Source organism: Arhodomonas aquaeolei DSM 8974 (genome assembly GCF_000374645.1).
GTDB classification, from domain to species: domain Bacteria; phylum Pseudomonadota; class Gammaproteobacteria; order Nitrococcales; family Nitrococcaceae; genus Arhodomonas; species Arhodomonas aquaeolei.
On record NZ_KB894802.1, the window covers coordinates 96473 to 122330 of the forward strand.

The window sequence follows — 25858 nt, forward strand, 5'->3', positions numbered from 1 at the left end:
CCGCAGGCAGCGATCGGGCCGGCCCCCAGATAGAACACGAACGGTGCCGACAGCCATGCGTTATCCAGCGAATCCGACCGTAGCCGCCTCCCGGATCGCGGCCGCCCGGGTGGGCGGCGGTTGTGCCCTGTCCGTCGCAGCGGTCGTCTCGGCGTTGGCGAGTGCGCCAGCAGTGGCCGGCAAGGACATCGTCATCACCGGGGAGACCGCCACCCGGGTGGTGCGTGACGGCGACACCACCACGGTGTCCACGGACACCGTACGTGGGGAAAACGGCTTCAACGATTTCAAGCATTTCCGCGTGCGCCGCGGCAATACCACCAATATGAAGCTGCCGGCGGGAACCCGGCGGCTGATCAACCTCGTGCACGACAGCCGCGCGGTCGTGAACGGCGAGCTCAACGCCATCCGCAACGGCGCGGTGGGCGGCGAGCTGCTGTTCGCCGATCCCCACGGGTTCGTGGTCGGGGCGAGCGGCACGGTGAACGCCGGCAGCCTCGCGGTGGCGGCGCCCACGGCGGATTTCATGGACCGCGTGGTCGAGGACATCGACGGTGACGGTAGTGCCGTCGACGCCCTCGTGCGCGGCGCGTTCCCGGTCTCCGGCGACGGCGTCATCCGCATCGACGGCGAGGTCAATGCGGACAAGGGCGTGCGCATCGTGGGCACCCGCTACGAGCAGACCGGCACCGTGAACGCCGGGGCAGCGCCCACCGACGGTGACCGCGCCGAGGCCACGTTCCGGGCAGCGGTAAACGTCGAGGGCTTCGCCGAGGCGGACGCCCTGCGCGTAGAGGGCGGTTCGCTGGTGGCCGTGACCACCGGTGACGCGACGATCGACGGCGAGGTCATCGCGCAGGCGCGCGACGGCAACGGCGGCGGCGTGCTGGTCACCGCCGGCGAGGACCTGGACATCGGCGGCAACGCGCGCATCGACGCCGACGCCGACGGTGCGGACGGTGACGGCGGCACGGTCGGCCTGTGGGCGGACCGCAATGCGGTCATGTCGGACGGGGCGCACGTGAGTGCGGACGGTGCCGGGGCCGGCGACGGCGGGTTCATCGAGTTCAGCGCGGGCGAATCGGTCAACATCGGTGCCGTGGAGATTACTGCCCGCGCGCCGGGTACCGGCACGGCCGGTACCTTCGTGGTCGATCCCGCGGACCTGACCATCAGTGGACGCGAGGACTACGACGGCACTAACGCCGAGTTCACCGCTACCAACAGCATCACCGTTGCCCAGGGGGCCGTGATCAATACCCGGGACACAGCCGGGGGTGTGTCGGACGGTACGGACCGGGATGACGCCGGCCTGTCCGCGTCCCAGGGTGATTCCGGCAGCATCTCACTGGATGCGCCCGCCATCACGCTGGCGGGCGACGGCGGCAGCGGTGCGCAGCTGCTCACCTTCGCCACCGGGAGTTACAGCGCCGGCGATGTGACGCTCACCGCCGGCGGCGACCCGGAGATCAACCTCAGCATCGACACCACGCCGACGGCGACCATCGACGTCCAGGCCGGGGCGCTGGTCGACGCCGGGGCCCGGGGCAGTGGCAGCGCGGGTGACGTGGCGCTGGTGGCTACCGCCGTGGACCGGAAGGTGTCGGGCTTCAGCCAGGTATCCGCGGATGTGGACGTGGCGGGTGAACTCATCGGCCGTGACATCTCGGCGACCGCGGAGGCACGGTCGCTGATCAAGCTCGTCAATCTCCAGAACGCCAGCGACGTGGTCACCGAGGACATCGGCAGCGGCCGAATCGAGGCGAGCTTCGACGACGTTACCGATCTCAGCCAGCTCGGCTACGAGCTGCCCGCGTCGTTTTCCGTGGCGAAGGTGGACGCGACGGTGGACGTCACCGCCGGTGCCAGCCTCGACGCGGCGCGGAATGTCACCGTGGACGCCAACGCCACCCGGCACGTGGACACCGCGGCGGACAATGCCGTGGGCAACATGGCGCTGCCCATCGGTATTGCCGCCATGTACGGCCAGATCAGCGGCACGACCCGGGCCGAGGTCGCCTCCGGGGCGACGGTTACCGCCGGTAACGACCTCGCGGTACAGGCCCGCAGCGACAACACACTGAAGGCGGCGGCGAGCGCCAGCGGCGAGGCGACCAAGTCGGGCAGCAGCGCCGCCGGTTCCGGCTCCACCTCGTACAAGACGGCCTCCACCGTGGGCGGCGCGCTCAGTATCGGCTATGCCGATACCAGCACCGAGGCCGTGGTTCGCGGCGACCTGAGCGTGGGCCGGGATGTTGCAGTGACGGCCCGGGATCGCAACGCCTACTCGGTGAGCGCGTCGTTCATGCTGCAGTCCGCACCGGACGCGCCAACCGCCGGACTTACCGCGGCGTTCGGCGAGTTCAACGCCGATGCCGACGCCCGCCTGGGGAGCGATGTCAACGGCGTCAGGGACGTCCGGGTGACCGCGGATTCGCTCACCGACGGCAACGCCGTGTCCTCGACCGCCGGGATCGACAGCGCCAAGAAGCGGACCAACCGCGTCAGCTCAAGCGGTGGCAGCTCCCGGGCGGCCGGCGGTGTCGGCGGCGGCATCTCCGGCGGGCTCAACCAGCAGGCCGGCGGCGCCTCCGGCGGCAAGATCCAGCTCGGTGCCGCCATGGCCATCGGCCTCACCGACGTGGGCTCCGATGCGCGTATCGAGGATGGCACCACCGTGAATGCCGACGGCAGCGTCGCGGTCCAGGCCCGGACCAAGCAGCAGGCGATCCGTACCATTGCCAGCAACACCCTGGCGGTGAAGGGCGCCAGCGCCAGCGGTTCGTTGACCACGATCAGCACCGGCCTCACGGTCGCCCGTCACACCCAGCACGCGCGGGCGCTCATCGGCAACGACGCCACCGTCACCGCGGACACCGTGGGGGTGCGCTCGGAGTCGCGAACGCCGATCACCGTGGACTATCCGGATGCCTGGACCGGCCCGGAATACTGGGACTCCGCGGCGGACGTGGTCAGCAGCCTCAAGGAGACGGCCTCGGCGGCGACCGGCGTGCTCGATCTGGGTAACAGCCTGTTCTCCTCGTTCACGCAGACCGAGGCCAAGAGTGCCGGCTCCCTCGGGCTCGCCGGTACGATCAACTATTTCGGCGTCGACCACACCTCGGAGGCGTGGATCGGTGACGGTGCCAGCGTCACCGCCCGCGGCGACGGGGACGGCACCCCGGATACCTGGTCCGCGCCGCTCGTGGCCGGTTCGGACGGCACCGACTGGCAGTACGACCAGGCCATCGACGTGAGCGCCCTGTCGCATACCGGGGTGATCACCGGGGCCGGTGTGCTCAACAAGCTCACCGGCGGCTCCTCGTCCAGTGGCGGCAGCTCCTCGAGCTCGGTCGGTGTCGGCGGTGCGTTCTCCTGGATCGACCTGGATGCGACCACCAGCGCCGGCATCGCCGACGAAGCGGTCATCGACGCGGGCGGCAACGGTCTGGGCGTGAACGCCCACGCGGACGACCTCGTCGTCCAGGTCCTGCCGGCGGCGGGCAAGGGCGCGAGCATCGGTGTCTCCGGCGTGTTCGGTCTCACCCAGGTGGACAACGATACCGATGCCGTCATCGCCGACAGCGCCACGGTCGATGCCGGGCGCATCGGCGTCAATGCGGACCAGTCCCTGCAGGCCTACGGTCTCGCCGGCGCGGTGACCCTCTCCAGCAATGCCGGCGTGGGCGCGAGCGTGTTCGTCCACGACGTCGAGACGGATACCAGCGCGGCGATCGGGGATATCGGCAGTAGTGGCGACAACCTTCTGCCGCCCCCGCTGGACACCGGTGGCCTGTCGCTGCCCGACGGTGGCGGCGTGCTGACCACGGGCGATCTCGTGGTCACGGCGGACACGTCCGGTCGCGTGGTCGGGCTCGGGGTGGCCGCGGCGGTCGCCCGGCAGAAGAACTCGCAAAAGCAGGGCATGACCGGCACCCAGCGCAGTGACGCCAATAACACCAGCAGCTCGGCGCAGAGCAGCACCCAGGGGCGGGTGAGCGATCCGCAGAACGACGGCAGCAACAGCAACGGCGCCGGGAGCACGCTCAGCAACACCGGTTCCCGCCTGGAGCAGCGCTCCGGCGGCAACAACAGCCAGCAGTCCCTGTCCGGCAGCAACGGCAGCCAGCAGCGCAGCAACAGCAAATTCAGCCTGGCCTTGGCCGGCTCGGGGGTCTTCAACCGTTCCCGCATCGATACCGCGGCCGAGATCGCCAACGTCACCGTGCACGCGCCGGACAATAGCAGCGACACGGACATCACCCTGCGCGCGGTCAACAACACCGATCTCATCGGTGCGGCGGGGTCCGGCGCGCTGAGCGTGGGCGGCAACAGCTCGAAGTTCTCCTCGGCGATCGCCGGCGCGGCCGCGATCAACTGGCTCGAGAACGACACCAGCGCGCGGATGATCGACACCACGGCGGATCGCGCCGGCACCGTGAACGTGCAGGCGGCCAATGCCGGCGACCAGGTGGCGGTGGGCCTGGGTCTCGCGGTGAGCAGCGGCAGCTCGGGCAGCGCCGCCGTGTCCATCGCCGGTTCGGCATCCCTCAGCCTGGTGGACGGGAGCACCACTGCCGCCATCGATGGCAGCGACGTCACCGCCGTGGATGCGGACGGCGACGGCACCGCGCCGGACGTCACGACGGCGGCCTTCGACCGTTCGCGCATCCTGAACGGCGGCGGCGCGTTCTTCGCCGCCGCCGGCCAGCAGAGCGGCGGGTTCGGCGCCGCCGCCACCGCGGCGTGGATCGGCAACGACACCACCGCCCGTATCGGCGGGAGCGCGCTCTCCGGGTTCAACGACGTCGACGTGCTCGGGCTCTCGTCCAGCCAGATCCTGCTCGGCGCCTTCACCGCCGGTGCCGGTGGCCGGGTGGCGATCGGTGGCTCGTTCTACGGCGCCTATGTCGACAACACCCTTACCGCGGAGATCGACGAGCGCGACGGCAGCCGTGCCAGCATCAATGCCGACGGCGACGTGACCGTCCACGCGGAGGGCGTCGACGGGTTCTCGCCGCTGGCCGGGTATCTCACCGCACCGGGGGACAGCAGCGCTTGGCTCACCGGCGCCTCCGGGCTCACCGGCGACAGCCGGCTGCAGCAGGAGGTCGAGACCGACAACGACGACGGCACCGCCACGGTGTTCGACGGCGATCTCTCCGGGGAGATGATCCTCGGTGCCGCGGTCAGTGCCCAGGGCAGCACCAACGGACCGGCCGGCGGGCTCGCGTTCGGCTTCACCTACGTGGACAGCGCCTACACCGCCGTGATCGGCGACGCGGACGTCACCACCGGCGGCGACGTCGACGTCCGCGCCGCCAACAACGCGGCGATACTCGGCATGGCCGTCGGCGCCGCCGCCGGCAACCAGGCGAGCTTCGCCGGCTCGGCGATCGCCAACGTCATCCGCGCGGACGTCACCGCGCGGGTGGGGGCCGAGCGCGACGGCCTCGCGGCCGACCAGCACCGCGCGGTGGTCAACGCCGCCCGGGTGGACGTGGACGCGGCCGCCGACGGCGAGCTGTATTCCTTCATCGGCAGCCTCTCCGCCTCCGGCAAGGTCGCCATTGGTGCCTCCCTCGGCTACAACAGCATCGGCGGTGACGTGGCGGCGCGGGTACGCGCTGCCGATATCACGACGTCCGCCTCGGCCACCGATCAGGCGCCGTGGGCGGTCTCCGTGGACGCCCGCCGACGCTCGGCGGTGCGGACCCTGGCGGTCTCCGGCGGCGCCGCGGGCAACACCTCCGTGGGTGGCTCCCTGGTGGCCAGCGACCTGCTGGGCACCACCGGCGCCACGGTCGATCAGGGCAGCGATATCGACGCCGCGAGCCTGCGCGTGAACGCCACCGATGGCGGTGACCCGCTCTCCGGCATCTGGTCCTTCGCCGGACAGGTCGGCGGGGCCGGTACCGCGGCGATCGGCGGTGCGTTTTCCGTGAACACCATCGACCGGGACCAGACCGCCGCCGTCGACGACAGCGACGTCACCGCGAACGGCGACGTCCAGGTGGCCAGCGAGGCGGACGCGAACGTGCGTACCGGTGCGGTCGCCGGTGGCGCGTCCGGCAACGTCGCGGTGTCCGGGTCGCTGACCATCAACACCCTGCTGGGCGAGGAGGAGGCCCGTGTCAGTGGCAGCACGGTCAACGCCGGCGGTCTCGAGGTCGCGGCGCGCGGCGGGCGCAGCATCTGGAGCCTGGCCGGCTCGTTCTCGGCGAGCGGTAATGCCGCAGTAGGCTTTGCGGGGTCGATCAACACCATCAAGGGCAGTCGCACCGCGACGCTCACGGGTAGCACGGCGGACGTCGGCGCCGGCGACGTCGACGTCGCCGCCGGCGGCTACGAGAACGGCACGACGCGCCTGGTCTCCGCGGCCGTCGCCGGCGGTGCCGCCGGCTCGGCGGCCATCGGCGGCTCGCTGGCGGTCAATACGGTGCTGCGCACCGAGACCGCGCAGGCGGACGATGCCGACGTCACCGCCGGCAGCCTGTCGGTGACCGCGAACGACGGGGCCACGGAGATCGACGCCCTGGCGGGAGCGGCGAACGCCTCCGGCAGCGCGGCCGTGGGCGCCGGGGTGACGGTCAACACCATCAAGGGCAGCCGCAGCGCCCTGCTCACCGGGAGCGTGCTCGACGTCAGCGACAGCGTGGACGTGCTCGCGCGCCAGGACGGGACCATCCGTTCCGCCGGCGTCGCCGGCTCGCTCGCGGGATCGGTGGGTGTCTCCGGCTCCAATACCACCAACATTCTTGACGGCACCGTCGAGGCGGGCGTCGAGAATACGGCCTCCAGCGACGACGGCCAGGACACCACCGTGCGCGCCACCGACGCCGCGACCATCGAGTCGCTGGCGGGGCAGGTGAGTGGCGGCGGATCGGCGGGCGTGGGTGTGGCCGCCGGGATCAACCGGATCGGCACGGCCGTCAGCGCGTATATCCGTGGCGAATCCGGCGACGGTGCCTACCGCGGCAACGACATCCGCGTGGACGCGCTTGCCCGGCCGGAGATCAAGACCGTGGCGGTGAGCGGCTCCGCCGCCGGCCAGGCCGGTGTCGCCGGCTCGGTGGCGACCAACATCGTCACTGCGACGACCAGGGCGCGGATCGAGCAGGGCGCGCACGTCGTGGCGGCCGACGACCTCGCGGTCACCGCCCGCGACCGCAGCGTCGTGCGCGTGCTCGGCGGCGCCGCCGGCTTCGGCGGCCGCACCGGGGTCGCCGGTACGGCGACCTTCAACCTCATGGAGGGCGAGACCTCGGCGGCCATCACCGGCGGCGCCACGCGGGTGTCCGCCCTGGGCGGGGACGCCGGCGACGACGTCACCGTCTCCGACGGCACCATCGCCGGGGATGCGCCGGATCCGGGGGCCTGGTCCGACCCGGAGGACTTCAGTCCGGTGAACGACCTCGCCGAGAACGAGGAGGACGTCAACGGCCTGGCGGTGCGCGCGAGCAGCATCCAGCAGGTGGGCGTGCTCGGCACCGCGGTCTCGGCCACGGTCCCGCGGCTGACCGGCTCCGGCTCCGGCGCGGCGGTGGGCAACGTCAACGTGGTGGCCGGCGCGACCCGCGCGGAGATCGAGAACGCCACGATCAACGCGGCCGCCGACGGTACGCCGGCCTCCGGCGCGGACGTCACCGTGGGCGCGAGCAGCCACGTGTTCGACGTGGACTACGTCCTCGCCGCCTCGGGTGGCGGCTGGGCCGGGGTCGCGGGGGCGATGGACGCCAACGTGATCAAGCGCACCACCCACGCGGGGCTCCACGGTGCGACGGTCAACGCCGGCGACGCCGTATCGGTGGATGCCCGCTCGACCCAGGCGGTCGCCGGCTTCGCGGCCGGGGCGACCGCCGCCGGCGGGGCCGTGTCCGGCTCCGTCGCCCTCGCGGTCGCGCAGGGGAACACCGAGTCGCTGGTCGACGGCGGCAGCGACGTGGACGCCGGCGGCGACGTCTCCGTACGCTCGGAATCGGACGTTAGCGTCGCCACCACCGGCGGCGCCGCCTCGGTGGGCGCCGTGGGGGCTGGCGCCGCCTTCGGCGTGGGGGTTACCGAGGCGACGACCGTGGCCCGCATCACCGGTGCGGGCACGCGGGTGCTCACCCCCGGGCAGGTGACGGTGGACGCGGATGCGACCACGACTCTCACCACGGCGGCCGCGGCGGCCTCACTGGCCGCCGGCGGCGCGGTCGCGGGCGCCGGCTCCCTCGGCTACGTACGCAATACCACGGAGGCCACCGTCGAGGACGCCACGGTCGGGACAGACGGCGACGCGGTGGGCGGCCTTGATGTGAACGCCGGCGACGACGTGACCCTGAACACGGTGGCGGGCGCGCTGGGTGTCGAGGTCAGCGGGGGTGCCGGTGCCGGGGCGGGCGCCGGCGTGATCCTGGTGCAGAGCGGCACGCGCGCCGAGATCAACGGTGCCGATGTCGTCGCCAGCGGCGACGTCAACGTGGATGCGCGCCGCGACGCCGACCTGTTCCTCACCTCCGTGGCCGGCGGCGCCGGCGTGAACGTGGGGCTGGCGGGTTCGGCGGGCGTCATCATCCTCGGCGACGGCACCGTGACCAGTGACAGCGAGGACTACGGCAGCCCGGACGAGGAGCTGGACAAGGGCGGCAGCGGCACGCTCTCGGAGATCGACGGCCTGACCAGCGGCGGGAAGACCGGCAATTCCTCCGGCAAGTACGACAACCCGCTCCAGGCCAATTCCGACCCGGACGCCGAGCTCGAGACCACGACCTCGGATACCCTCGCGTACGACGACGGCACCGGCGGTACCCGCGATGCCGGGACCACGCTGGAGGACAGCACCGCCTATGACACCGGCGGCCGGTACCGCAACCGCAGCGCCGACGAGACGGCCGCGCGGATCATCGCCAGCGACGTGGACGCCGGCGGCGACGTCTCCGTGACCGCGACCAATGCGACCGCCACGGAGAACATCACGGGTGCGCTGGGTGTCGGCGGCACCGTGGGCGTCGGCGTGGGCATCGGTTTCACCCGGGTCTACAGCGAGGTCACCGCCGAGATCGATGACAGCACGGTCTCCGGTGACGGGATCACCGTGAAGGCGGACGCCGACGACCTCGGCGACGATTACACCGCGCTGCTGCATTCCTACGTGGGCTCGGTCGGCGGCTTCGGCGGTGTCGCGGTGAACATCGCCGACGCGCGGCTCGACGACACCGTGACCGCCCGGGTGCGCAACAGCACGGTCACCGGCAACGGCGGCGACCTCGACGTGATCGCAAGCGACGGCTCCAGCGTCTCCACCAGTGCCTACGGTGCGGCGCTCTCCGGCGGGATCGGCGTCGCCGCCGTCTATTCCGGCGCTAAACGCGACGGCACCGTGGACGCCTTCCTGGACGCCGACAGCCCGGTGACCGGGTTCCGCGACGTCGGCCTCAGCGCGGCGACCGACGCCGTTACCGGCGCCCGAGGATGGGCCGGTGCCGGCGGTTTCCTCGCCGGAGCCTCCGGCACCGGCGTGGTGGCGGCGGACGAGGTCGCCGCGGACGCGCGGATCAAGACAGGCACCGCCGTGAACGTCTCCGGCGGCGTCTCCGTCGGCGCCTCCGCGCGCTCCCGCGTGACGGCGGATGCCCTCGGCATCGCGCTCGGCGGCTACCTCTCGGCGGCGGCATCCATTGCCGAGGCGACGGCGGGCGCCGGTGCGGTTGCCGTGGTCGAGGACAACGCCGACGTCCGGGCGGACTCCCTGGATGTCTCGGCGAGCCGCGGCACGGCGGACGCCGACGATGCCGACATCGCGGACAACGGCCTGGACGGCAGCTTTTCCTCCGACCCCGCCTGTCCGGGGGCGGGCGCCGTCGATGCCTGCGCCTTCGCCCGCGGCGCCTCCGCGGGCGGCCTGGTCGGCGTGAACGCCACCAAGTCCACGGCGACGAGCACCGGCGAGGTCCGCGCCGAGGTGGGGGATGTGACCCTGCCGGGCGCCGACGTCTCGGTGACGGCGGGCGCCACCACCGGCCAGTACAGCGAGGCCACCGGCTACTCCGTCGGTATCGTGGCCGCGGGCGCCAATCTCTCCTACGCCACGAACAGCGTCACCACCAAGGCCATCCTCGACGGGCCCGCCGGCCAGCACGGCGGTATCGGTACGCTCGAGGTCCGGGCGGTCAGCGAGAACGACGCCACCGGCCGCGCCACCGCCGGCAGCGGCGGCGTGGTCTCGGGGGCCGCCTCCAAGGTGGAAACCGACGACGAGGCCGTGACCCGGGCCAGCGTGGCGGCGGGCATCACCGACGATCCCCTGGTCAGCGACGCGCTGCGCGTGCGTGCCTACCATACCTCGCGCTACGACGGCCGGGTGGACAGCGTGCAGGCCTCCGTGGTCGGGGCGAGCGGTGCCCGCGCGGATCACGACATCACTACCGACGTCGATGCGACGATCGCCGGCGGCGCCCACCTGGCCGCCGGTTCCGCCCAGGTGACCGCGCAGACCGACGTCCGCAGGCCCAAGGATACCGACTACGACATCACCTCGGGCTCCGGCGGCGTGATCGACGCCCCGGCGGTAGAGGCGGACAGCCATATCGCGCCGCACACCGATGTCACCGTCGGCGACAACGCCGTCCTGGACGTCTACGGCGACTGGCGCGAGCCCGGTCACCGCCTGGTGCTGGAGTCCGTCAACGACGTGCAGGCCGATCAGCGGGTGAAGCTGGATTCCGGCGGGGCGATCTCCGTCGCGAAGGCGGAGTCCCTGGTGGACATGGAGGGTGCGGTGGCCGGCGTCTCCGTCGGCAACGCCACCCTGGAGACGGTCGGCGACCTCGTGCTCGCGGCCTATACCACCGCCGATCTGGATGCCCGCGCGAACGTCAAGACATACGGCGGTGCCGGCGCGGCACAGGGCAAGAGCCGCACGAAGGCGGCGGTCACCAACCGGGTGGATGTCGCGGGCGGCGCGCGCACGAAGTCCTGGGGCGACACCGCCATCTATGCCGGACGCGATGCCGACGGCACCCAGGGGCTGTTCGATCTCACCGCCCGCACCGAGCTGTGGAACAAGACCGCGTTCCCGGTGGAGACGGACCCGGTGGCGGACGCCATTGCCGATCAGTCCAACCTGATCACGCTCGCCAGCAACGCGAAGGTGCGCAGCGTGCGCGACGTCGAGCTCTACGCCGATGACGGCCGCCGCCTGCTCACCGGCTCCGGCACCGGTACGGACCTCTACCGCAAGGCCGCGGAGGACATCGCCAACGCTATCGGCGACCTGGTTGGGGCCGACGACATCTCCCTGGAGATCACCTACCAGAATACCGAGGACGCCAGCACCGACCGCGTGCAGGTCGATGGCGACGTGCTCACCGGCGTGCACTCCCACCAGACCCTGACTATTGCCAACGCGCTCGACGGCGACGGGGAGTACGAGGCCACCGAGCAGAGCGCCGGCATCACGTACAGCAGCGATACCCGCAACCTGCTCACCGAGCTGCAGGACCGTATCGACGAGCTCTACGAGATGAAGGCGAACTACGGTTCGGTGGAGGCGGCGCGGAACGCGTTCGAGGCCGAGATCAACCTGCTCGAGCGCCAGCTCGCCCGGCTCAGCGGCCAGGCCGACGATTACCCGGGCCAGGGTGTGCAGGTGCGCTTCATCGAGGTCGATCCGATCCTCGCGCGTCCCGGCTCGATTCACGTCATCGGCGACAGCCTCCGGGGCAGCGGCGAGCTCCACGCCCCGGGTGACGCGCGTATCGACATCAACAACGCCAGCCCGGCGTTCCTGGACATCACGGGCCTCGAGATCCCGGCGGACGCCGGCGGGGAGCTGACGTTCAACTACACCTCGGTGTCGGACAACGCCGAGCTGAATAACCTCAACGCCGGCGGCGGTGCCGCGTTCACGGAGATCGAGACCGCCGAGAACTCGCCGGATCCGCTGATCACGGTGGACTCGACCTTCAACCCGGACCTGAACGACCCGCCGGCCGGTGTCTCCGGGGACGAGGCGAGGGCGGTGGACCCGGCGATCTACGTCACCGGGGATATCCGCAACCTCCGCGGCAAGGTGGCGATCGAGAGCAACACCGGCAACGTGCGCGTGACCGGCAACATTCGGGCGAACACCGTTGACATCGCCGCCGGCGACTCGCTGACGCTCTCCTACGTGGACACCTTCCGCCACGTCGGCGGCGACCCCCGGGTGGGCGGCTACGGCGGCGTGAAGGTCGCGGCCAACAACCTCATCGCCTCGGCGCGCTATCTCAACCTCAACGCGACCCTGCAGAGCGGCATCGCGGACTGGGACCTGAACCTGGACAGCGCGGACAAGGCCGATATCGATGCCTTCCGCACGGACTACTGGCTCGCCCGCATCCGCGGCGAGAGCCCCGATGCCACGTTCAAGGTGCGTGAGCGCGATAACGACACGGGCACGCCGGCGGTGATCTACGACGCCAGCAAGGACCGTCTCGAGCTGGAGGGCGTGGAGGTCAAGGGCGGCTACATGGAGCTGTCCGGCAAGATCATGAACACCGGCAAGGGCACGTTCTGGGACACCAGCATCGCCGCCCTGAACGTCGGGAACATCACCGACATCCAGGATGCCCAGGCCAATGACACCACGGTGACCCTCGCCACCAAGTCCATCGGCTCGGACGACGTCCGCATCGTCTATGACGGCGCAAGCGATGAATATCGTCTCGAGGGCGCGGGCGTGCAGAGCATGCCGGACTTCAACGGCAAGAAGAGCTATCTCAGCAGTGCCGGGCGGATCAATATCCTCACGGACGGCTTCGACTTCACCGCCAGCAACGCGAGTGACGACGCTGACATCAGCACCGTCGGCCGGCTGCGGGTGCTCGACGGTTACGGCCGCATCGACATCACCAACGAGACCGGCTACCAGCTGCACGCCAATGCCCTCGATGCGGGCAACGACATCGAGGGCACCCTGCGGATCAACGACACGGACGCCGCCTCCGGAGGCGGCAGTGCGACGACCACCGTCTATAAGCACCTCGGCAACGACGTCCAGGTCTACCGCGAGCACGACGACGGGACGCTCAGCCTGTTGCGTACCAACGAGGACAGCCGTTCGGCGCAGTACACGCCGGAGGAGCACCTCAAGTATGCGTGGCTCACGGGCACGGACTACCGCGAGAAGCGCACCGTGCGCCGCTACAACGACACCGCGATCGGCTTCATCCCCAGCGGCGAGGGGACGGTCGATTATGACCACACCAAGGAGCTCGATCACGCCCCCCTGCCTGGCGCGGAGTTCATCACCACCGACCAGGTGACCGAGGGTACGAAGGAGGTCGACCGGGGTGACTGGGAGACCGTGTCCAAGCGCAACTGGTCGACCTGCGAGACCAGCACGCCGGGGGTCTGCTGGGAGTGGCGGTACTGGTCCGAGGAGGTCACAGTCCGCGGCCGCACGGATATCGACCGCCATGCGGTCGCCGCGGACAACCCCATCGACGTCGAGTTCATCGGTCAGGACGCCCCGGCCATCAGCGTGGACAACGGCGGCGCGCGGCTGACGCTGGGTGGCGCGGTCACCGCGCCCACCGGTACGGTGACCATCGACGCGGGGGCCGTGTCCGGGACGAGCGACGGCGCGGCGGTCGTCGCCGACCGTATCGATATCGGCGCGGTCAGCGGCATCGACAACTTCACCGTCAACGCCGGGGATGCGTTGCGCGCGGTCACGGACGAAGGGGCGGTGGCGCTCACGGCCACCGGCCGTACCCCGCTGGAACGGGTGGCCTCCGGCAACGGCAGTGTCCGCCTCGACGCCGGCGGCGACGTCGTGGTGGCCGGCTCCGCCGGTTCCGGGGCGGTGGTCAGCGGGCGGGACGTCTCGCTCACCTCCGGCGCCGGCAGCGTGGGCACGTCGGCGGTCCCGGTGCGGCTCGACTCCAGCGTCGGCGGGGAAGGCACGGTAACGGTCACCGCCTCCGGCGACGCCCACGTCACCGAGACCGCCGGTGACCTGCGTGTCGACCGGATCGTCGGCCGCGGCGGGGATGTGAGTGCCCGGGTGGTCGACGGCGACATCGTCGACGCCAACACGACCCAGCGCCGGGACGAGCGGGCCCGCAGCGAGCTGCTCGACGTGTGGGAGGGCATGGACCTGCGCGCCGAGGACGGTGCGGCGGACGCCGTCGCCATCCAGGAGGACGCCTACGCGGCCCGCCAGGAGCGGGTCTACCGGCTCTACTGGGAGGCGCGCAACGTCCACCAGGACGGCAACGGCGACTATGTCGCCGACAGCTTCGATCCGGATACCTTCGACTATCAGCTCCCGGGCAGCGAGCGCCAGCGCCTGCTCGACGACGGCGTCGCCCAGTCGGCCATCGACGACCTGGAGCAGCAGCGCGAGTCCGCGATACTCGCCATGCACAACGAGGTGCTCAACGATCCCGCTGCCGCCGATTACGATCCCGACTTCAGCTATACGCTCACCAGCGCGGACCGCGACTCGCTCTCGCAGGGCTCGGTCTGGACCACCGAGCAGCTTGAAAGCCGGATCGGTGCCGGGCTCGCCAAGGGCACGACGGATACCACCACCCGTATCGAGGAAGAGAACTTCGTCGCCGGCGGCCGGCTGGACCTCGTCGCCGATCGCATCGGCGCCGAGACCGCCGACGAGATCGTCATCGACCTCAGCGGCGGCTCGGTGAGCCTCACCGATGAGCAGCGTATCGCCCTGGCCGCTGCGGAGCCGGACGACCTCGACATCACCGACGACACCATCCGCATCCGCCAGCGTGAGGACGTGGACGTGGACGCCGGCGCCGCCGTCACCGCGGTTTCCGGTTCCGATGTGTTCCTCGGCGGCCAGCAGGACATCAACGTCGAGGACGTCAGCGGCGGTGCCGTGCGGATCAAGACCGCCGGCGACGTGCTTACGGCGGCCCCCGGGCAGGTGGTGGTGGACGGCAACCGCGTCATCCTGGAGTCCGGCAGCGGCACCCTGGGCACGGCGGCCGACCCGGTGCAGGTCAATGTCGCCGACCGCCTCACCGCCCGCGGTTCCAACGGCGTCTACATCCGCCAGGACGGCACCCTCACGCTCCAGCGCATCGTCTCCGACGCGGGCGTGGGCCTGTGGGTCGACGGCGGCGATTTCCTCGCCGGCACCGACCAGGGGATCGATATCCAGGCCGGCGGCCCGGTGTCGCTGAACGTCAGTGGCGACGTGGGCGATGCCGGCGAGGCCCTGGACATCACCGGCGGTGATATCGCCCTCGATGTCGGTGGCGACGCCTGGCTGGCGGCACTGCCTTACGCCGGCGCCGTGGCGGACATGACCCTCGCCGCCTCCAGCGTGACCGGCACGCTCGACGTCGCCGATGTCCGCAGCCTGACGGTGGACGGTGCCGTGGATACCGGCGCCTTTGCCGCGGCCGTCGGTGACCTCGGCATGACCGTGAACAGCGGTGCCGGTGTCACCGCGGCCGGTGCGATCGACATCACCGGCGATCACCTCGCGATGCAGGGCGACGCCGGCCTGACCGGTGACCGCCTCTCCGTGGACGTGGCCGGCGATATCGTTGCCGACCGTGTCCGCGCCCGCGGCGGTGCGGCGGACACGGACCTGCTGCTGGACGCCGGCGGCTCGCTGACGATGACCGACGACGGGTCGCTGATCAGCAACGACGCAGGGCTCGCCCGTCTGCGTGCCGGCGGCCATATCGGTACGCCTGCCCGGCCGCTGGAGGTCGACGTGGACACGCTGCACGCCGACGCCCTCGGTGGTGATCTGCGGCTGCACAGTGGCCACGCCATCGGGTTCGTCGACCGCAGCACGGCCTCCGGCAGCGGCACCGCGACCGCACGGATCGTGGCCCCGGCCGTCACCGGCGCGGACCTCATCGCCGACCGGCTGCTGGTGGAGGCGGGGACCTTCTCCGGGCCGCGGCTGGAGACCCGGGACGCGCCCATGGATCTCGCCGTGGACGGGCTCGCCGACATCGGCACGCTCATCGCCGGGACCACGGCGGTCATCGATGCCGGGGCGCTGGCCATCGACTCGGCCGCCGTGACGGACACCCTCACCGCCACCACGACGGTGCGCAGCGGCGCCGACGGGCACCAGGACCTCGGCACCCTGGACGCCGGCGCCCGGATGAGCCTGACCGCCGCCGGCGACGTGGATTACGACAGTCTCACCGGCGACGCCACGCTGGCCATGGACGTGGCCGGTACCGCCACCGGCCGGACCGCCGCGTTCGAGGACACGCTCACGTTCACCGGCACCGGGGACTATGACGTCGGTGCCGTGACGAGCAACACCGGGGACGTGATCGCCGACGATGTCGGCGGCGCCTTCGACGTCGCCACGCTGCGGACGCCGGCGGGGCTGATCGATGTCACCGCCGGCTCCTCCGCCATCGCCGACGGCGAGGCCGGCGGCGTCCACGCCGGGGACGGCTGGTCCGTCAGCGTGGTCACCGACGGGGTCCAGGATCACGGTCGTCTCGCCGCCGAGGGCGACATGGCCTTCGAGGCCGGCATCGACCACAGCGGCTACGAGAACGACGCCGCCGGCGGTGCGGACTTCCGGGCGCTGGACCTCCTCTCCCGCGGGGGCAGCATCCACGTGGACGCCGGGTTCGCGGCAGTGGAGGCCGCGGACGCCTTCGCGCCGGATCAGGCGATCCGGATCCACACCACCGGTGCCCAGCGCCATGGCCGCATCGAGGGCTCCGGAACCGCCCGGCGGCTCCGTGCCGACGGCCGGGTGGAGCTGTACGCCGGTGACGACATCACCATCCGCGAGGTCATCGCTGGCATCGACGGTGAGAACTGGTCCGACACGGAAGGCGGTGATGCCGATATTGAATCGGCCCACGGTGACATCGTGGGCAATCACATCAAGGCCAGCCGCGACATCATCCTGATGGCCATCAACGGCCGCCTGGAGCTCAACCGCCTCGACTACGGCCGCGGCTACACCCTGGAGGCGGGGCGCGACATCATCGCCGGCATCGGTGGCAACTTCGACTCGGCGGACGGCGAGATCAAGGCCGGGCGACACATCGAGATCACCACCCTGGGCCGGGCCGGCGAGAACGGGGATATCCTCCTCGGCGGACTGGAGGCGACCGACGGCCACATCTGGCTGGATGCCGCCGGCGACATTCTCGTTAGGGTGAACGGGGCCGGGGCCCGCGCCACCAGCGGCCTGATGACCGCGGGTGCCGGGGTGGACCTGGCCGCCGATGGGGATATTCGCGTCGATACCGGCATCGACGCGGGCGACGGCATCGACGCGGTCTCCGGTGGCGACATCACCGTCGGTGGCTTCCTGCGCAGCGGCGGCGCCCAGGACCTGAAGGCGGCGGGCGAGATCACCTTCGACACCGCGGATGCCGGCGGCGACGTGGACCTGGACGCGGTGCTCGGACCGGTCCGGTTTGTCACCGTGGACAGCGGCGGTGCCGTCACCGGCACCAGCGGCGGCGATCTCACCGGCGAGCGCGTCTCGGCCGACGATGAGGTGCGGCTCGCCGCCGGTGTGCGCGACGGTGCCGTGACCCGGCCGGCGGACCTGCGCCTGACCCGCCTCGACGGCCGCACCGGGGAGCTGACCGCCTCCGACGAGCTGCGGGTCGACGATGCCCGTGTGGCTGACCGGCTGTGGCTGATGGCCCGGGATGTCGACGTCGGTGCCACCCAGACCGGTACCGGCGTCCTGGACGGCCGGATCACCGGCGCCCTCGGCGGCGTCGCCGATGTGGCACGGCTGACCCTCGATGCCGCGGCCGGCCGGGGCGCGGTGTTCGACCGTGTTTACGGCCGTCAGGTACGCATCGACACGACCACCGACCGGGTCCACATGATGGATGCCTGGATCCCGCAGTGGCTTCGGCTGAACACCGCCGAGGCGGCGGTGCTGGCGGACAACGTCGATCCCACGTCCGATCCGGCCATCGACATCCAGCTCCACGAGCTCGACTACCGTTTCGAGTTCGAGATCGACGGGACCGACGCCTTCACCGACGCCTACGTCACCCGCTTCGCCAACGGCTATGCCGTCGAGGTGCCGAACTACAACGCCGACCACAACCGTGGCGGCACGCGCACCGGCGGCACCGGGGCGGCACGGCGCACCGCGCAGAAGAGCATCGTTCGCGAGGCCTCCCGGGTGCTTTCGGTGCAGCCGCCGGTCACCCCGGGGCTGCCCGTGGAGCCGGTGAGCGTGGGTACGGGCGGCGCGGTATCGACCTCCGGCGGTGGCGCCGGGATGTTGCAGAACGATGGAGACCGCAATAGTGATGCGATTTGAAGCGCGGGTCTGCGGACTCGCTGCCGGCCTGAGCCAGGTCGCGGCGGCGGTCCTGCTCGCGGTGCCGGCCGTCGCCGGCGCCCAGCAGGCGGCGGATGCCCCGGAGCCCGGTGCGATCCAGGAGCAGCTCGATCGTGAGCGCCGCGACCTCGAGGCCGCCCAGCAGCCCGGGGATGAGGGTCCGGTGCTGGATGTGCCCGAGATGCGTTCCGGAAAACTGCCGGAGACCGGCGAGCGGTTCACGCTCAAGGGCGTGCGCTTCACGGAGTCGACGGTGATCCCGGAGGAGCGCCTGCGCGCCATCGCCAGCGATTACGTCGGCCGCGAGGTCGGGTTCGACGACCTCAACGAGATGGTGGCCCGGATCAACCGCATCTACGATGAGCGCGGCCAGCTCACCGCGCGGGCCATGATCCCGCCCCAGCGGCTGGACGACGGCATCCTGCGCGTGACCATCGTCGAGGGCAGGCTCGGCAGTCTGCGTATCGAGGGCAACACCTATACGCACGAGGACTACATACGCTCGGTCATCCCGGTGGCCCCGGGGGAGTTCGTCGACGTCCCGGAGCTGCGCCAGCGGCTGCAGACGCTCAACCGTCTCTCCGGGCTGCGCTATTCCGCCGGCCTCGAGGCGGGGGAGGGCTTCGGCGAGAGCAACGTCCGCGTCGACGTTCGTGAGCCCCAGCGCTGGCGGGCACAGGTGTTCGCCAATACCAACGGCTCGGACTCTACCGGTCAGTACCAGGCCGGGACCTTTCTCGTCGTCAACGGCCCGCGCGGCGTGAGCGACCGGCTGGTGGTCTACGGCATCGGTGCCGAGGGCCTGGCAAGCGGGTATCTCGGCTACGAAATGCCGGTGACCGACTCCGGTGGCCGGCTCAATGTCTCGGCGACCTACACCCGGACCAAGATCGTCGGCGGTGGCTTCGAGCAGCTCGATATCACCGGCGATTCCAAGCAGGTCAGCGCCAGCTACATCGGCCCCTGGATGAACTGGGGGCAGACCGTGCTCGACTGGAATGCCCGGGCGTCGTGGCTCGACTCCGGTAGCGAGATCTCCGGCGGCACCCTCTCGGACACCAAGCTTTACCGTCTGGGCACCGGCGTGGTCCTCCGCGGCGTGGGCGCCAGCGGTGCGCGCTGGCGCGTCAGCCAGGAGCTGGTGGTCAACCGCTCGGACGTCTTTGGCGAGGAGACGCAGACCTACGCCACTTTCCCCGGCGAGGCCACCTACGCCCATCCCTTCACGCCGCGTATCAGTGGTCTGGTCAAGGGCAGCTGGCAGTATGCGATCAAGGATCAGTTCGCCTCGCCGTCCTACTACCAGGCCGGCGGGCAGTCCAGCGTGCGCGGCTACGACCGCGGCGTGCTCTCCGCGGCCCGGGGCGGCGCCGTGTCAGCGGAGGCCCACTGGCGGGTCCACCCCACCACGGACCTGTTCTACTTCGTCGACTACGGCTTCGTCGAGGGCCGCAGCCAGGACTTCGAGCAGCTGCGCAGCACCGGTGCGGGCGTCAGCGCGGGCACCGGCACCAACTGGAACGCCTCGCTCACGGTGGGCGTGCCGCTGCGCGACGTGACCCAGGACCAGGACAGCTACCGCATCCACGCGCAGCTCAGCTACAGCTTCGGTTCTTGAGTGACCGCCCGTCACCCCGATCAGCACAGCACAGGAGACCCCCAATGGCATCGCTGCTCTTCTATAGCGACATCGTCCCCCTCAACAGCGAGCGGCACGCGGATCTGCGCCTGCGCGACGCCGTCGGCGACTGCAGCTTCGCCCGCGACACCCACTTCGTGCCCGTCGCCGGGGTGGAGTTCTACCAGGTCGCCGCAGACTACCCGATCCTGTTCGCGGGGAGCGATGAGGACCCCTCGCCGGTCGCGCTGCTCGGCCTGGAGAGTGGTCGCAACCTGTTCGTGGACAGCGAGGGGCACTGGCAGAGTGGCACCTACGTGCCCGCGTTCGTGCGGCGCTACCCGTTCGTCCTGGCCCGGGGCGAGGACGGTGAGGATGCCGACATGACCGTGTGCATCGACCAGGCCTACGGGGGTTTCAACCGCGAGGAGGGCACCGCGCTGTTCGAGGACGACGGCAGCCAGAGCGAGTTCCTGCAGCGCACTGTCGGCTTCCTGCAGCAATACCTCGCCGACAGCGAGCGCACCCGGACCTTCGCGCGGCGGCTCAACGAGCTGGGGCTGCTCGTACGCCGGGACCTCCAGATCACCGACGCCGACGGCAACAGCCGCGCGATCCGGGATTTCCGCGTCGTCGACGAGGCGGCCCTGGACCAGCTGGACGACGCCACTGTGGCGGAGCTCCACCGCGACGGCTCGCTGGGCTGGATCCACGCCCACATGGTCTCCCGCGGCCAGCTCGAGCGCATGCCGGTGCGTCTGCGCACCGAGGCGGCGTGATTCCCCCCGCGGGTCATAGCACCGGCGGGTCCGTACCCGGTCCCGGCCGGCGGCATGCCCGCCGGGGCGCGCCCGTGCCGGGTATGGCCGCGTCCGTATCTCGGTGGATAAAAAGGGGAGGGGTCGGTGTGCTGGCGCCCCGGGCAGGATTCGAACCTGCGACCTACCGCTTAGGAGGCGGTTGCTCTATCCGACTGAGCTACCGGGGCGTGAGCGGGCAGTATACCGGTGCGCCTCCCGGCGCCCAAATCCCGCCCATAAAAAAGGCCGGTCACTGACCGGCCTTTTTCCGTTATCTGGTGGAGCCGAGGGGAGTCGAACCCCTGACCTCTAGAGTGCGATTCTAGCGCTCTCCCAACTGAGCTACGGCCCCTGTAAGAACGCGAGGGAGTATATCATCGTGCTCTGTCTATGCAATACCGCCGCCCCGCGCGAGGCGGCGGTACGGCGGGTTCACTCGCCGGTCAGCAGCACCTTGATCGCCTTCTCGTCGCTGGCGCGGGAGAACACGTCGTAGGCCCGCTCCACCTCGTCGAGCCGGAAGCGATGGGTCACCAGCCCGGCCGCATCGACACCGCCGGCCTCGAGGATGCGCATGAGCACGGGGATGGTGTTGGTGTTCACCAGGCCGGTACGGACCGTGATGTTCTTGATCCACAGGTCCTCGAGGTGGAAGGTCACGCCCTTGCCGTGGACCCCGATGTTGGCGATGTGACCGCCGGGGCGGACGATGCGCTGGCAGATATCGAACGTGTCCGGGATCCCCACGGCCTCCATGGCCACGTCCACGCCTTCACCGCCGGTCATGTCCATGACCGTGTCCACCGCGTCGCCGGTGACCGTGTCGGTGGCGCCGAGCTGCCGCGCCATCGCCAGCCGGTTCTCGTCCGGGTCGATCATGATGATGCGCGCGGGGGAGTAGAAGCGCGCGGTGAGCAGGGCGGCGAGGCCGATGGGCCCGGAGCCCACGATCGCGACGGTATCGCCGAGCCCGACTTCGCCGTTGAGCGCGCCGATCTCGTGGCCCGTGGGCAGGATGTCGCTGAGCATCACCGCGGCCGCCGGGTCCAGTCCTTCGGGCAGGCGGTAGAGGCTGTTGTCCGCGTGGGGGATGCGCACGCGCTCGGCCTGGGTGCCGTCGATGCGGTGGCCGAGGATCCAGCCGCCGTCGCGGCAGTGGGCGTAGACGCCGCGCTTGCAGTAATCGCAGCGCCCGCAGGCGGTGATACATGAGATCAGCACCGGGTCCCCGGGTTTTACGCCGGCGACGCCGTCACCCACGGACTCGACCACGCCGACACCCTCGTGGCCGAGGATACGGCCCGGTTCGCAGGTGGGGACGTCGCCCTTGAGGATGTGCAGATCGGTGCCGCAGATGGTCGTGTGGGTGATTCGCACGACCGCATCCGTGGGTTTCTCGACGGACGGATCCGGACGGTCCTGCCATGTGCGCTTGCCGGGTCCTTCGTAGACCAGTGCCTTCATCGCGTTGCCTCCCTGCCTTTACAGGCCGTTACGTGGTATCCCCAGTCTAGCTCCGCCGCCGGCCAGGATCACCATCGTCGGTGAGGCACGCCGGACAGCCGCCGGCCGCCGTGCGGTGAGCGGAGGCCGGTGTTCGTGTCAGAATCCCCCTGTCGGCGGGCCATCCCGCGCCCATGGAGCAAGACGTGACGCCGCGGCTGTCGATCATTATCCCCGTCCTCGACGAGGCGGCCGTTCTGCCCGGGCTGCTGGCGTCCCTGGTGCCGTTTCGCGAGGCCGGGGACGAGGTCATCGTCGCGGACGGCGGCAGCCGTGACGGTACGCCCGCATCCGCGGCGCGGCGGGCGGACCGGGTCGTGGGCACGCCGCCCGGGCGTGCCCGGCAGATGAACGCGGGCGCCGCCCGGGCCTGCGGCGGGATGCTGTGGTTCCTGCACGCGGACTCGCGGCTCACCCCCGGATGCCGGGACGCGCTTCTCGACGCCGTCGACGGTGGTGCCGCGTGGGGGCGGTTCGACGTGCGTCTGAGCGGTGACCGCTGGCTCTACCGGGTCATCGCCGCGGCCATGAACACCCGTTCACGCTGGACCGGTATTGCCACCGGAGACCAGGGACTGTTCGTTGACGCCGGCGTGTTCCGGCGCGTGGGCGGATTCCCGGAGCAGCCGCTGATGGAGGATATCGCGCTGTCGGCCCGGCTGCGCCGTGTCGCGCCCCCCTGGTGCGCGCCCGGGCCGCTGGTGACCTCCAGCCGGCGTTGGGAGCGTAACGGCGCGTGGCGCACGATCGCACTGATGTGGCGCCTGCGCCTGGCCTACCGGCTCGGCGCCGATCCGCAGCGTCTCCACCGGCGCTACTACCGTAGTGGCGATGCCCCGTGAGCCGTCATCTGCTGATCTTCGCGAAGCCCCCGCTGCGCGGGCGGGTGAAGACCCGGCTGGCGCGGCGTATCGGCGACCGTGCCGCGCTGGCCGCATACCGGGGCCTGCTCCGCGATACGGTTGTCCGCCTCGCCGGCGCCGGCGGCGCCCGGCTTACCGTGGTTGGGGCCGGGGCGCCGCACCCGGCGCTGCGGCGCCTGGCTGAGCGTCACGGCGGTGATTTCCGGACCCAGGGGCCGGGCGACCTCGGGGCGCGGATGGAGCGCGCGCTGCGGCGCGTGCTGGCTGGCGGCGGTCTGCCGGTGATCGTCGGTGCGGACTGCGCCGGCGTGACCCGTGCCCATTTGACCGGGGCCTTCGCGGCGCTGGAGGCGGGGGCGGGTGTGGTGCTCGCCCCGGCCGAGGACGGCGGCTATGCGCTGGTGGGGGCCTCCCGGCCCGTGTCCGAGGCGTTCGTGCGCATGCCCTGGGGCGATCCCCGGTTGATGCGCCGTACGCGCCGCCGTCTCGCTGCTGCCGGCGTCCCCGTTACCGAGCTGGCGCCGGCCTGGGACGTGGATGACTGGCTGGATCTGCACCGCTGGCGGCGCGAGCGCGGCCGGCGGCCGCTTGGAGGTCGCCCGCGCCACGGGTATCCTTGAGACCCGTCGGGTTCAGCGGCATAACGCTCGCCGCTCAGGGCCCGGATCGATGCCGGCGGACCGCATAACGGCCCGCTTTCCCGGGCAGGTGGCCTGTCGGAGTCAGGCCGCTACTAGGAGTGGCGATGTTTCTGGAGCGCAACCCCCGCTTCGTCAGCCGTCTTACGCGCGACACCCTCGCGATCATACTGGCGGGCGGCCGCGGCGGCCGGCTCGCGAACCTCACCGACTGGCGGACCAAGCCGGCGGTGCCGTTCGGCGGCAAGTTCCGTCTCATCGACTTCCCGCTGTCGAACTGTATCAACTCGGGCATCCGCCGCATCGAGGTGATCACCCAGTACAAGGCGCACTCGCTGATCCAGCACGTCCAGCGCGGCTGGGGGTTCCTGCGCGGCGAGTTCGGGGAGTTCATCGAGGTCGTCCCGGCCCAGCAGCGCCTGGATAAGCCCCTGTGGTTCGCGGGGACCGCCGATGCCATCCATCAGAACATCGACATCATCCAGGCCCACAACCCGGGCTACGTCCTCGTGCTCGCCGGCGATCACGTCTACAAGATGGACTACGGGCCGATGATCGCCCAGCACGCCGCGAGCGGGGCGGACATGACCGTGGGCTGCGTGCGCATGCCGCGTGAGCGCGCGCGCTCGTTCGGGGTGATGACTGCGGATACCGACGGGCACGTGTTGCGTTTCGCCGAGAAGCCCGTGGACCCGGAGCCTACGCCGGACGATCCCGACCGGGCGCTGGTGTCCATGGGCATCTACATCTTCAATCGGGAGTATCTCTTCGAGCGCCTGCGCGCGGACGCCGAGGACATCAACTCTTCCCGGGACTTCGGCCGCGATATAATCCCCGCCGCGATCGAGCAGGACCGGGTGATGGCCTATCCATTCGCCGACCCTGAGTCCGGTGCCCAGCCCTACTGGCGGGACGTGGGCACCGTGGACGCCTTCTTCGAGGCGAACCTGGAGCTCATCGGCCGGACCCCGGAACTCGACCTCTACGACGAGGACTGGCCGATCTGGACCTACCAGGCGCAGCTGCCGCCGGCGAAGTTCATCCACGACGGCGAGGGTCACGGCGGCATCGCCGTGGACGCGATGGTCTCCGGCGGTGACCTCATCGAGGGCGAGGTGCGCCATTCGCTGCTGTTCAGCCAGGTCCGCGTGCGTCCGCGGGCCCGGGTGGAGGACGCCGTCATTCTGCCCGACGTCGAGGTGGGAGCGGGTTCGCGGATCCGCCGCTGCGTGATCGACGAGGGCTGCCGTATCCCGCCCGGGACGGTGATCGGCGAGGACGAGCAGGCGGACTGCGAGCGCTTCTACGTCTCCTCCGGCGGGGTGGTCCTGGTCACCGCGGAGATGCTTGGCCAGGAGGTCGCCCATGTCCGGTGATGGAAACGATTTCCATCGTTTTTCGGCCGACGAACGGTCACTGGCGACAATCCTGTATCCATTGAATTAATCCCTTTACAGCCCTAGAATTAGCTATGTCGCGGCGCAGCATAGCGACAGCAGAATCAGTGGTGTTTTCAACAATGTTCTGAATCGGAGGTTCACCATGCAGAACGAGGGGCGTGATCTCATCTTTTTCCCGTCCAAGGCGCAGGACCTGATGGCCATGACCGCCGCCGAGCGCGATCACTGGCTGATGCAGGAGATGCGCCGGGCCCGCGCCCGCACGATCCAGCATGGTGTCACCGCGATTCGCAACTGGCTCGGGCGTCGTTTCGGGTTCGGCGGCAGCGCGCCGGCGGGCAACGTGGTCTCGGTCAACGAGCGTGCCCGCGGCGGCGAGAGCCGCGAGGGCCGGCGGCACGTCGCCTGAATGACACGCCGGCGGCGCCACTGTGCAGCGGCGGCCTCCGGGCCGCCGCTGTCGTTTGCGCGAATGGTTTTTGGCCGTATGATTTCGGTTGTCGACGAATCCACCCCACTGAGTGAGGAGACGACGGAAAATGGCTAGTACGCTGCGTGCCATCATTGCCCTGACGCTGATCGCCGGGGTCCTCGTGATCGCGGGCTGCAACACCATGGAAGGCTTCGGCAAGGACGTGAAGAACACCGGAGAGGCGATCGAGAAGAAGGCGAGCGATTAGGCACAGGGCGGAGCGCCCGGCGGGCGTGTTCGTCCCGACGAGAGAAGCC

The 25858-nt window shown here is 70.7% G+C and carries 9 protein-coding genes and 2 tRNA genes; 8 read left to right on the forward strand and 3 right to left on the reverse strand.

From position 1 onward, the window contains the following. Positions 1-172 precede the first annotated feature (172 nt). The 3 genes from C516_RS18590 to C516_RS0105045 are packed head-to-tail and all read left to right on the forward strand — an operon-like array spanning position 173 to position 20704. Entirely contained in the window at positions 173-18286 is an 18114-nt protein-coding gene (locus tag C516_RS18590) for a leukotoxin LktA family filamentous adhesin (RefSeq protein ID WP_018717270.1), read from the forward strand. Beyond that, the gene (locus C516_RS0105040) at positions 18276-19925 is read left to right on the forward strand and encodes a ShlB/FhaC/HecB family hemolysin secretion/activation protein (protein WP_018717271.1); all 1650 of its coding nucleotides are present in this window, start codon (positions 18276-18278) and stop codon (positions 19923-19925) included. Before C516_RS18590 ends, C516_RS0105040 begins: the two co-directional genes overlap by 11 nt. Positions 19926-19969: 44 nt before the next feature. Beyond that, entirely contained in the window at positions 19970-20704 is a 735-nt protein-coding gene (locus C516_RS0105045) for a SapC family protein (protein WP_018717272.1), read from the forward strand. A gap of 132 nt (positions 20705-20836) precedes the next feature. On the opposite strand, the gene C516_RS0105050 is transcribed toward C516_RS0105045, so the two are convergent. The 3 genes from C516_RS0105050 to C516_RS0105060 form a co-directional block, all read right to left on the reverse strand. After that, a tRNA-Arg gene (locus tag C516_RS0105050) sits at positions 20837-20913 on the reverse strand. Between the two features lie 88 nt (positions 20914-21001). Continuing rightward, a tRNA-Ala gene (locus tag C516_RS0105055) sits at positions 21002-21077 on the reverse strand. 80 nt (positions 21078-21157) lie between these two features. Further along, positions 21158-22189, reverse strand: a complete 1032-nt coding sequence (locus C516_RS0105060) for a zinc-dependent alcohol dehydrogenase family protein (RefSeq protein ID WP_018717273.1) — start codon at positions 22187-22189, stop codon at positions 21158-21160. A 173-nt stretch (positions 22190-22362) separates the two neighbouring features. Here C516_RS0105060 and C516_RS0105065 point away from each other — a divergent pair, with 173 nt between their 5' ends. The 5 genes from C516_RS0105065 to C516_RS20755 all read left to right on the forward strand — a co-directional run bounded on the left by C516_RS0105065 (position 22363) and on the right by C516_RS20755 (position 25809). Beyond that, positions 22363-23070 (forward strand): TIGR04283 family arsenosugar biosynthesis glycosyltransferase, encoded by a 708-nt coding sequence (locus C516_RS0105065; RefSeq protein ID WP_026320956.1) that lies wholly within the window; start codon positions 22363-22365, stop codon positions 23068-23070. Then, complete coding sequence (locus tag C516_RS18595) at positions 23067-23711, forward strand: TIGR04282 family arsenosugar biosynthesis glycosyltransferase (protein WP_018717275.1); 645 nt, start codon at positions 23067-23069, stop codon at positions 23709-23711. The genes C516_RS0105065 and C516_RS18595 overlap by 4 nt, the downstream gene beginning before the upstream one ends. Positions 23712-23836: 125 nt before the next feature. After that, positions 23837-25105 carry a glucose-1-phosphate adenylyltransferase gene (gene glgC, locus C516_RS0105075; protein ID WP_018717276.1) on the forward strand — a complete coding sequence of 423 codons (1269 nt, stop codon included), beginning with the start codon at positions 23837-23839 and terminating at the stop codon, positions 25103-25105. Positions 25106-25271: 166 nt separating this feature from the next. After that, entirely contained in the window at positions 25272-25538 is a 267-nt protein-coding gene (locus tag C516_RS0105080; protein ID WP_018717277.1) for a hypothetical protein, read from the forward strand. A gap of 130 nt (positions 25539-25668) precedes the next feature. After that, a complete protein-coding gene (locus tag C516_RS20755) occupies positions 25669-25809 on the forward strand; it encodes an entericidin A/B family lipoprotein (RefSeq protein WP_018717278.1) in 141 nt (46 codons plus the stop codon). The last annotated feature ends 49 nt before the right edge of the window (positions 25810-25858 follow it).

Coding starts and splice junctions, on each gene's coding strand:
- glgC (WP_018717276.1), top strand. CDS start 23,837: ATGTTTCTGGAGCGCAACCCCCGCTTCGTCAGCCGTCTTACGCGCGAC.
- C516_RS20755 (WP_018717278.1), top strand. CDS start 25,669: ATGGCTAGTACGCTGCGTGCCATCATTGCCCTGACGCTGATCGCCGGG.
- C516_RS0105060 (WP_018717273.1), bottom strand. CDS start 22,189: ATGAAGGCACTGGTCTACGAAGGACCCGGCAAGCGCACATGGCAGGAC.
- C516_RS0105040 (WP_018717271.1), top strand. CDS start 18,276: ATGCGATTTGAAGCGCGGGTCTGCGGACTCGCTGCCGGCCTGAGCCAG.
- C516_RS0105080 (WP_018717277.1), top strand. CDS start 25,272: ATGCAGAACGAGGGGCGTGATCTCATCTTTTTCCCGTCCAAGGCGCAG.
- C516_RS0105045 (WP_018717272.1), top strand. CDS start 19,970: ATGGCATCGCTGCTCTTCTATAGCGACATCGTCCCCCTCAACAGCGAG.
- C516_RS0105065 (WP_026320956.1), top strand. CDS start 22,363: ATGGAGCAAGACGTGACGCCGCGGCTGTCGATCATTATCCCCGTCCTC.